The organism is Cobetia sp. (assembly GCF_983723665.1).
Window position 1 is genome coordinate 1 of the sequence record NZ_CFDJES010000015.1, and the last position, 10,532, is coordinate 10,532.

A 10,532-nucleotide genomic window follows, 5' to 3' on the forward strand; every position below is an offset into this window, starting at 1 on the left:
CTGTCATCAGTCGTTGATGTCCTGACAACCTGTTACTGACGACCATGACTGAGTGAGTGTTGCTGATGAGAGTGGCGGCGGCGCGATATAACAATGATTGTCCGAGGTGCTCGAGACAGCCAAGGAGAGACCGCAATGACTGCCTATCCGAATATCTTCCGTCCGCTGACGTTGGGCCACATCACGCTCAAGAACCGTGTGCTGATGGGCTCGATGCACACGGGGCTTGAGGAGACTCCCGATGGCTTCGCGCGCCTGGCGGCGTTCTATCGTGAGCGTGCACGCCACGGGGTGGCGCTGATCGTCACGGGCGGTATCGCGCCGAATGCGGAAGGGGCTGTCATGCAGGGGGCCGCGAAGCTGACCACCCCGGAAGAGGCGGAGCACCATCGCGAGGTCACCGAGGCGGTGCACGCCGAGGATGGGCGCATCTGTCTGCAGATTCTGCATGCGGGGCGCTATGCCTACTCGCCGGATCAGGTCGCGCCCTCGGCGATTCAGGCGCCGATCAACCCCTTCACGCCACGCGCGCTGAGCACGTCAGAGGTCAAGGAGCAGATTGCTGACTACGTGCGCTGCGCCAGCCTGGCCCGCGAGGCCGGCTATGATGGCGTCGAGGTGATGGGCTCGGAAGGCTATTTCATCAACCAGTTCATCTGTCGGCGCACCAATCAGCGCGAGGATGAGTATGGTGGCAGCTTCGAGAATCGCATCCGCCTGGCGGTGGAGATCGTCGCCGGCATTCGCGCCGCGCTGGGTGAGGACTTCCTGATCATCTATCGCCTCTCGATGCTGGATCTGGTCGATGAGGGCAGCACCTGGGAGGAAGTGGTCGCGCTCGGCAAGGCCATCGAGGCGGCAGGGGCGAGCCTGATCAATACCGGCATCGGCTGGCATGAGGCGCGTGTGCCGACCATCGTCACCAGCGTGCCGCGCGCTGTCTTCACCGGGCTGACCCAGCGCATGAAGCAGGAACTCAGTCTGCCTCTGATCACCACCAATCGCATCAACATGCCTGAGATTGCCGAGTCGGTGCTGGCCGAGGGCCATGCCGACATGGTGTCGATGGCGCGACCGTTCCTGGCGGACCCGCAATGGGTCAGCAAGGCCAGGGCGGACGATGCTGTCATCATCAATACCTGCATCGCCTGCAATCAGGCGTGTCTCGATCACACCTTCCAGATGAAGCTGACCTCGTGTCTGGTCAATCCGCGTGCCTGTCACGAGACCGAGATGGTGATCGAGCCTGCGCGACATGAGCGCCGCGTGGCAGTGGTGGGCGCAGGTCCTGCGGGACTGTCTGCCGCCGTGACGGCGGCCGAGCGTGGTCACGAGGTAGTGCTGTTCGAGGCGCAGTCCGAGGTGGGTGGCCAGTTCAATTTCGCGCGTCGCATTCCCGGCAAGGAAGAGTTCGACGAGACGCTGCGTTACTTCAACGAGAAGCTGATGCGTTGTGGGGTCGAGGTGCGCCTCAATACTCGCGCCACCGCCGAGAAGCTGGCGGAATTCGATGCCGTGATTCTGGCCTCGGGGGTGAAGGCGCGGACGCCGGATATCGAGGGTGTCGAAGCCGGTATCGAGCGGGGTCAGGTGCTCAGCTATGCCGAGGCGATCAGTGCGCCGGAGCGGGTCGGGCGTCGCGTGGCGTTGATCGGGGCTGGCGGGATCGGCTTCGATGTCGCGGAGCTGATGACTCACGTCGAGCCGTCGCCCTCGCTGGATGGTGAGCTGTGGTGCGAGGAGTGGGGGGTGGATCTCTCGGTCAGCACGCCTGGCGGCCTCAAGGCACCCGTGGTGCCGCAGGCGCCTCGTGAGGTGTGGCTGCTGCAGCGCAAGACCTCCAAGCCCGGCAAGGGACTGGGCAAGACCACTGGCTGGGTGCATCGCGCGACCCTCAAGCAGCGTGGCGTCAAGATGGTCGCCGGCTGTGAGTATCGCTCGATCGACAGCGAAGGCCTGACCGTCAGCCTCAATGGCGAAGAGCAGCATCTGGCGCTGGACAGCATCGTGCTGTGCGCCGGGCAGGATTCGGTGCTGGAGCTGAAGGCGCCTCTGGAGGCGGCGGGGGTGGAGCTGCATATCATCGGGGGCGCCGACAAGGCGGCAGAGCTGGATGCCAAGCGCGCGATCGCGCAGGGCACAATGGCGGCCGCTGCCCTTTGAGTTGACCGCGATCACGCATGGGGATATTCAGCGTTGAGCTGAGCCTGACCACTGCCTAGACTGATGGAAGCCACCGCGGACGCCGTGCCTTTGCTGCATGTGCCTCCGTGGTGGCTTTGTCGTCTTCAGAGTTTGCCTCGGGCGCCGCGCCAGCGGCTCGATGCGCTCTGATCTCTGCCTTGCCGCCACGATGGGATCTGCTCATGTCACCGCACGCTGCCGCCTCACGCCATGCCACCGCTGAGGCTCTGATGCCGGACACCGAGGACAGTCCTTTGCCGCCTCACAGGGAGGATGCTCGGGCTTCATCATCGCTGGCCGCCTCCCCGCCGGTAGCCGAGACACTGGACAGCCTGCTGGATCTGTTCACGCCGCCAGCGGTCGAGCGCCTGGCGTGGCCGCTGGCCGATGAGGCCGGTGTGATCGTCGAGTGCCTGCGCGCCGACACGCTGGACAGCGAGATTTCCGGCAACAAGGCCTGGAAGTTGCGCCTGCCGCTGGCCAGGGCGTTGAGCGAGAAGCGGGGCATCATCAGCTGTGGGGGTGGTTGGTCGAACCATTTGCATGCGCTGGCGGCGGCGGGGGCCAGATTGGGCATCGAGACGCATGGCCTGGTGCGCGGGCATCCCGAAGCGCCGCTGACGCCCACGCTCGCCGATGCGCGCGACAATGGCATGCGCTTGAGTTTCGTCTCGCGAGCCGAGTACCGGCAGCGCGACCAGCCTGATTTTGCCAGGCGCCATGGCGAGGGGGTATGGATTCCCGAGGGTGGCGGTTGCGTGGAAGGCGTCGCCGGGCTGGCGCCGTTGGCTCAGGCGCTGGCCGAGCCGGTGCCGGGCGAATCTGCGCCGCAGCTGGTGCTGCTGGCCTGTGGCAGCGGCACGACGCTTGCCGGGGTGCTGAGTGCGCTGGGCGAGCGCGATGGGCTGCGGGTCATCGGGGTGCCGACCATGAATCATGGCGATCAGCTCTATCATCGTGTGCGTCGCCTGCTGGCGGAAAGTGGCGGCAGCCAGCAGAAGACGCCGGAGTGGGGCCTGTGGCTGGGGGCGCAGGCCGGCGGCTTTGCCAAGGCGCCTGACTGGTTGATCCAGTTCATTCAGCGCTTCGAGGCCGAGACCGGCGTTGCGGTGGAGCCGGTCTACACTGCCAAGCTGTTCGCGGCGCTGGCGCATCATCTGGCCAATGGCCTGATCGCGCGCGGTACGCGCATTCGCGTGCTGCACAGCGGGGGCTTGCAGGGGCGGCGAGGTTATCCGGCGTTGCAGGCCATCTGAGGGTGCTGGCGAGGCGAGTGTCATCTGGCTCGTCTCCTCTCGCGAGGCGCCCTCCGGTGGCTTGCGTGCAGCCTTCACCTGCCACTGGCGGCGGCGTGCAGCGCTGTTATGATGGAGTTTCTGCAGCGGCTCCTGCCATCCGGGAGCCGTGTCTGTTTCACCGGACAGGGTGATCCCCTGTCCCGCTCTGGAAATTCCCATGACGACTGACGCCATTGCCCCGACCCCCGCTGCGACCTCTGCTGCCGATGAAGCGTGCACTTCACGCTTTCTGGCCAGTGACAACACGTCCGGTATCTGTCCCGAGGCGATGGCGTACATGATGCAGGCCAATCGTGATGACGATCTCGCCTACGGCAATGACCGCTGGACACAGCAGGTCACCGACAGCTTTCGTCAGCTGTTCGAGACCGAGTGCGAGGTGTTTTTCGTCTTCAATGGCACCGCCGCCAACTCCCTGTCGCTGGCCCACCTGTGCCAGTCCTACCACAGCGTCATCTGTCACGAACTGGCCCATATCGAGACCGATGAATGCGGTGGGCCGGAGTTCTTCTCCAACGGGTCCAAGTTGCTCAACGCGCCGGGCCCCGACGGCAAGCTGACGCCGGAAGGCATCGAGCAGCTGGTTACCAAGCGCAGCGATATCCACTATCCGCGTCCGCGCGTGATCTCCCTGACCCAGTGCACCGAGGTCGGCACTGTCTACAGCCTGGAAGAGCTGCAGGCGCTTCGTGAAGTGGCGGACCGTCATGATCTGCAGATCCATATGGATGGCGCCCGTTTCGCCAATGCCTGCGCCGCGCTGAATGTCTCGCCGGCCGAGCTGACCTGGAAGGCGGGTGTGGACGTGCTGTGCTTCTCCGGCACCAAGAATGGTCTGGCCATGGGGGAGGCGGTGATCTTCTTCGATCGCAAGCTGGCACGCGATTTCGATTACCGCTGCAAGCAGGCCGGTCAGCTGGCCTCCAAGATGCGTTTCATCGCGGCGCCCTGGATGGGGCTGCTGGAAAATGATGTCTGGCTGAACAATGCCCGCCATGCAAACGGCATGGCGCAGTATCTGGCCGAGCGACTCGAGGCGCTGGAGGGCATCGAGCTGCTGTTCCCCAGCGAGGCCAACAGCGTGTTCGCCAGCTTCCCCGAGCATGTGCTGGCGGCACTGCGTGAGCGTGGCTGGACCTTCTATACCTTCATCGGTGCGGGTGGCGCGCGCTTTGTCTGCTCCTGGAATACCACCACCGAGTTGCTCGACGCCCTGCTCAAGGATATTCGCGACGTGCTGTGAGCCTCTTGATTCAGACAGTCCCGAAGGCGTGAGCGCCTCCCTCGAGATCCCCATCGCGCCGGCGGTGGGGATTTTTTTGTGGCCGGTTGTCCGGTCTTGTCAACGTCATGCGTGATTGAGGCAAGAGTCTGATCAGGTTGGTAGCCACTTCGTCGCCAGTCGTTGTTTTCATGGTCTTTGTGGTGAGCCAGGAGGCTGTATGAAGCGTGGCGGAGGTGGTCGGGAGTGAAGTGTGGGCGCGGCCATTCTTGCTCGACGGGCTGGTATGCAGTGTCGTCTGGGCGTGAGAGTGACTGGCGTCAACCGTCAGTCTGTTCCTATGCTCAAGGTGTGCTGCGGTGCAACATGACATGAGTGAATCACCCGCGACAGCAGAAGCATTGGTCGAGTTTTCGCGTCTTTCGAAGCTTTCTTCAACGCGTTGTCAGGGGCGTTCAGGCGCCATCGTAGTGTCTGCTGACCCACTGGCTGCCGTAGATCCTGCGGTGCTTGGCAGAACTGGCTCCGCCGGCGGAAAGTTCGTTGAATGCATTCATTCACTGTATTGGACACCAGCACCCTATATCGACCTATGCTGATAAACACGCCGAGGCAGTCGTCCTGCGTACGCTATCCAGGCTGAGCGGACGAACGAATTTTGCGGTCTTACCTGAGTGGGCCCGGCGATGGTCCCAGCGACTGATGTCGCGACAAGGAGGCTTCCATGAGCATCTTCGATCACGTGCAGAGCCGCTACGAGCGGATTCAGCAAGAAGAGATGAGTCTCCAGGAGTACCTGGAGTTGTGCCGGCAGGACACTACTGCCTACGCCAGCGCTGCCGAGCGCATGCTGGCGGCCATCGGTGAACCGGAGGTCATCGATACCGCCAAGGACCCCAGTCTTTCCCGTATCTTTTCCAACAAGCTGATCCGCCGTTATCCAAGCTTTGCCGAGTTCTATGGCATGGAAGAGGCTATCGAGCAGATCGTTTCCTACTTCCGGCATGCGGCGCAGGGACTGGAGGAGCGCAAGCAGATCCTGTATCTGCTCGGCCCGGTGGGCGGCGGCAAGTCGTCTCTGGCGGAGCGTCTCAAGCTGCTGATGGAGCAGATTCCCTTCTATGCCATCAAGGGCTCGCCGGTCTTCGAGTCTCCGCTGGGGCTGTTCTCGCCGGAGGAAGATGGCGAGCTGATCGAGAAGGAGTACGGCATTCCCCAGCGCTGCATGCGCAGTGCCATGTCACCGTGGGCCGCCAAGCGCCTCAAGGAATATGGCGGTGATATCAGCAAGTTCCGCGTGGTCAAGCTCTATCCCTCGCGCCTCAATCAGATCGGTATCTCCAAGACCGAGCCGGGCGATGACAACAACCAGGACATTTCCGCGCTGGTCGGCAAGGTCGATATCCGTCAGCTGGAGCTCTATGCCCAGGATGACCCGGATGCCTACAGCTTCTCCGGCGGGCTGTGCAAGGCCAACCAGGGGCTGATGGAATTCGTCGAGATGTTCAAGGCGCCGATCAAGGTGCTGCATCCGCTGCTGACCGCGACCCAGGAGGGCAATTACAACCCGACGGAAGGCATGGGTGCGATTCCCTTCGATGGTGTGGTGCTGGCGCACTCCAACGAGAGCGAGTGGCAGGCATTCCGCAACAACCGCAACAACGAGGCCTTCCTCGATCGCGTCTATATCGTCAAGGTGCCTTACTGCCTGCGTGCCTCCGAGGAGGTCAAGATCTACGCCAAGCTGCTGGAGCATTCGTCGCTGAATCAGGCGCCCTGTGCCCCGGATACGCTGCGCATGCTGTCCCAGTTCATCGTGCTGTCGCGTCTGCGTGAGCCGGAGAATTCCAGCGTCTACTCGAAGATGCGCATCTATGACGGCGAGAACCTCAAGGATACCGATCCGCGCGCCAAGTCGATCCAGGAATACCGCGACAGCGCCGGTGTCGACGAGGGGATGGATGGGCTCTCGACACGCTTTGCCTTCAAGATTCTCTCCAAGGTCTTCAACTTCGATGCCAGTGAGGTCGCGGCCAATCCGGTCCATCTGCTCTACGTGCTGGAGCAGCGCCTCGATCAGGAGCAGTTGCCCAAGGAAACCCACGAGCGCTACCTGCGCTATATCAAGGAATACCTGGCGCCCCGCTACGTCGATTTCATCGGCAAGGAGATCCAGACCGCCTATCTCGAGTCCTATTCCGAGTATGGGCAGAACATCTTCGATCGCTATGTGACCTATGCCGACTTCTGGATCCAGGAGCAGGAGTATCGCGATCCCGAGACCGGCGAACTGCTGGACCGTCAGTCACTCAATGAGGAGCTGGAGAAGATCGAGAAGCCCGCGGGCATCTCCAACCCGAAGGATTTCCGTCACGAGGTGGTCAACTTCGTGCTGCGCGCACGGGCGCAGAACAACGGTACCAACCCGAGCTGGCAGTCCTACGAGAAGCTGCGTGCGGTGATCGAGAAGAAGATGTTCGCCAATACCGAAGAGCTGCTGCCGGTCATCTCCTTCAATGCCAAGGCCTCGGCATCCGACCAGCGCAAGCACGAGGACTTCGTGGCGCGCATGGTGGATCGCGGCTACACCGAGAAGCAGGTGCGCCTGTTGTCCGAATGGTACCTGCGCGTACGCAAGTCGCAGTAAGCCCTGCCGACTGACGACAGGCCTGCCGGCGGGCACGATTGCCGCCGGCACTTGCCATCCGGCCATCCGCTGAGGGCGGGGCCGGCAAGGAGGGCGAATGAGTTATTTCATTGATCGACGCAGCAATGCACGCAACAAGAGTGCAGTGAATCGACAGCGCTTCATTCGGCGCTATCGCAGTCATATCAAGCGGGCGGTGGAGGATGCCGTCAATCGGCGCTCCATCACCGACATGGAGCGCGGCGAGGAAGTCTCCATTCCGACGCGTGACATTTCCGAGCCGGTCTTCCAGCACGGACAGGGCGGCAAGCGGCGTGTGATCAATCCCGGCAACAAGGAATTTGTCGAAGGGGACCGCATGCGCCGTCCCAGCGGCGGTGGTGGGGGAGGCGGCAGTGGCGAGGGCCAGGCCTCCAATCAGGGCGAGGGGGAAGACGACTTTGCCTTCACCCTGTCGCGTGAGGAATTTCTCGAGTTCGTCTTCGACGGGCTGGAACTGCCGCATCTGGAGCGCAAGCAGATCGCGGACATGGAAGAGGTGCGCCCGGTGCGCGCGGGGATCGCGCGTGACGGCACACCGGCACGTATCAACATCGTGCGCTCGATGCGTTCAGCACAGGCGCGGCGCATCGCGATGCGTTCCCCGATCAAGCGGGCGCTGAAGGAGGCTGTCGAAGCGCTGGAGCAGGAGGAGCGCAAGGACCCGGTGCTGCGCAACAAGGTGCGCATCAGTGAGCTCAAGGCGGAAATCGAGCGGCTCGAGGCGCGCCTCAAGGCGGTGCCGTTCCTCGATACCTATGATCTGCGCTACAACCACCTCATCAATCAGCCGATGCCGTCCAACAAGGCGGTGATGTTCTGCGTGATGGATGTCTCGGGGTCGATGACCCAGGCGCACAAGGACATCGGCAAGCGTTTCTTCCTGTTGCTGTATCTGTTCCTGGAGCGCAACTACGAGAAGGTCGAGCTGGTCTTCATTCGTCACCACACCGCTGCCAAGGAAGTCGACGAGGAGGAGTTCTTCTACTCCCGCGAGACCGGCGGCACCATCGTGTCCAGTGCCCTCACGCTGCTCGATGAGGTGATCGAATCGCGCTATCCGGCCGGTGAGTGGAATCTCTACGTGGCGCAGGCCTCGGATGGCGACAACTGGGACGACGATTCCACCAACTGTCGCGAACTGATGATCAAGAAGCTGATGCCGCGCCTGCAGTACTACGCCTATGTGGAGATCACGCCGCATGCCCATCAGGCGCTATGGGAGGAGTACGAGCGGGTCGAGGCGGAATTTCCGGAGCGCTTTGCCATGCAGCAGATCGTCGAGGCAGGCGATATCTACCCGGTATTCCGCGAGCTGTTCAAGCGCCGCATCAGCGCCTGATCACATCATGCGACGTGCCCGGCAGTCGCGCCGGGCCAGGAGGCCTCATGAGTCATGGTCTTGATGGCGGTCTTGATGACCGAATGAGCAAGCGCATCGATAGCCGGTTGGAAGACACCCAGCCGGCCAGCGGGTCGGATTGGACCTTCGAATTGCTCGAGCATTTCGAAAGCGAGATCGCGCGCATCGCCGCGCAGTACAAGCTGGATATCTACCCCAACCAGATCGAAGTGATCACGTCCGAGCAGATGATGGATGCCTACGCCAGCATCGGCATGCCGGTCGGCTACCATCACTGGTCGTTCGGCAAGCAGTTCCTGTCGGTGGAGCAGGCGTATCGGCGAGGGCAGATGGGGCTGGCCTATGAGCTGGTGATCAACTCCGACCCGTGCATCGCCTATCTGATGGAAGAGAACACCCTGATGATGCAGATTCTGGTCATGGCGCATGCCTGCTATGGCCACAACAGCTTCTTCAAGGGCAATTATCTGTTCCGCACCTGGACGGATGCCTCGGCGATCATCGACTACCTCGTCTTCGCGCGGAAATACGTGTCCGAGTGCGAGGAGCGTCATGGCGTGGACGCCGTCGAGCAGCTGCTCGATGCCTGCCATGCGCTGCAGAACTATGGCGTGGATCGCTACAAGCGTCCTTCAGCCATCTCGCCGGAAGAGGAGGTCCAGCGTCAGCAGGAGCGTGAGGCCTACCTGCAGGCCCAGGTGAATGCGCTGTGGACCACGATTCCCCAGGCGGGCGAAGAGGATGAGGTGGTCGATGAGGTCAATGACCCCCTCGGTCTGCATCGCCGCGGCCGCTATCCACCGGAGCCGCAGGAGAACCTGCTCTATTTCATCGAGAAGAATGCCCCGTTGCTGGAGCCCTGGCAGCGCGAGCTGGTGCGTATCGTGCGCAAGCTGGCGCAGTACTTCTATCCGCAGCGCCAGACGCAGGTGATGAACGAGGGCTGGGCGTGCTTCTGGCACTACACCATCATGAATCAGCTCTACGATGAGGGGTTGATTGGCGAGGGCGTGATCCTCGAGTTCCTGCAGTCGCATACCTCGGTGGTGCAGCAGCCCGGCTTCGATCACCCGCATTACAACGGCATCAATCCCTATGCGCTGGGCTTCGCGATGTTCACCGATATCAAGCGTATCTGTGAGCACCCCGATGATGAGGATCGTGAGTGGTTCCCGGATATCGCCGGCAGCGACTGGCTGGAAACGGTGCACTTCGCGATGCGCAACTTCAAGGATGAGTCCTTCATCCAGCAATTCCTGTCGCCCAAGGTGATCCGGGATCTCAAGCTGTTCTCACTGGTCGATGATGACAGCGATGAGCATCTCGTCATCGACGCCATTCACGACAGCCGTGGTTACAAGCGCATTCGTGAGGCGCTGTGCGTGCAGTACGCGCTGAGCCATCGTGAGCCGAATATCCAGGTGTGGGCCGCCAACATTCGCGGTGATCGCTCGCTGACCCTGCGCCATGTGCAGGATGATCGCCGCCCGCTGGCGCGCAGCGTCTACCCCGTGATGCGCTATCTGCATCAGCTGTGGGGCTTCCCTGTCCATCTGGAGTCGATGGAGAACGATGAGGTGGCAAGGCGCTACCAGTGGCCACTGCCGGAGGACGCCAGTCCCGGCTGACAGGGCGTCAGGTGACGCTCATGGTGGATCGAGGGGGTGTCGAGAGGATGCCAGCCCTGACCGGCACGCAATCGGCATAAGGCAGGTATGAAAAAACCGCCGTGAGGACACCCTCGCGGCGGTTTTCTTGTCTCAATCGGCTCTCGTGCTC

The 10,532-nt window shown here is 62.2% G+C and carries 6 protein-coding genes; all 6 read left to right on the forward strand.

The genetic code is table 11. From position 1 onward, the window contains the following. Positions 1–135 precede the first annotated feature (135 nt). The 6 genes from AC4FAH_RS03025 (at position 136) to AC4FAH_RS03050 (ending at position 10,381) form a co-directional block, all read left to right on the forward strand. A complete protein-coding gene (locus tag AC4FAH_RS03025) occupies positions 136–2,163 on the forward strand; it encodes an NADPH-dependent 2,4-dienoyl-CoA reductase (protein ID WP_286988429.1) in 2,028 nt (675 codons plus the stop codon). A gap of 203 nt (positions 2,164–2,366) precedes the next feature. Beyond that, positions 2,367–3,440 carry a 1-aminocyclopropane-1-carboxylate deaminase/D-cysteine desulfhydrase gene (locus tag AC4FAH_RS03030; RefSeq protein ID WP_192838647.1) on the forward strand — a complete coding sequence of 358 codons (1,074 nt, stop codon included), beginning with the start codon at positions 2,367–2,369 and terminating at the stop codon, positions 3,438–3,440. A 199-nt stretch (positions 3,441–3,639) separates the two neighbouring features. Continuing rightward, positions 3,640–4,725 carry a threonine aldolase family protein gene (locus AC4FAH_RS03035; RefSeq protein WP_286988432.1) on the forward strand — a complete coding sequence of 362 codons (1,086 nt, stop codon included), beginning with the start codon at positions 3,640–3,642 and terminating at the stop codon, positions 4,723–4,725. Between the two features lie 703 nt (positions 4,726–5,428). Continuing rightward, positions 5,429–7,351: a PrkA family serine protein kinase gene (locus AC4FAH_RS03040; RefSeq protein ID WP_043334761.1), complete on the forward strand. Its 1,923-nt coding sequence runs from the start codon at positions 5,429–5,431 to the stop codon at positions 7,349–7,351. Positions 7,352–7,448: 97 nt separating this feature from the next. Continuing rightward, entirely contained in the window at positions 7,449–8,732 is a 1,284-nt protein-coding gene (locus AC4FAH_RS03045) for a YeaH/YhbH family protein (RefSeq protein WP_043334759.1), read from the forward strand. A gap of 83 nt (positions 8,733–8,815) precedes the next feature. Beyond that, complete coding sequence (locus AC4FAH_RS03050; RefSeq protein WP_287020790.1) at positions 8,816–10,381, forward strand: SpoVR family protein; 1,566 nt, start codon at positions 8,816–8,818, stop codon at positions 10,379–10,381. Positions 10,382–10,532 lie beyond the last annotated feature (151 nt).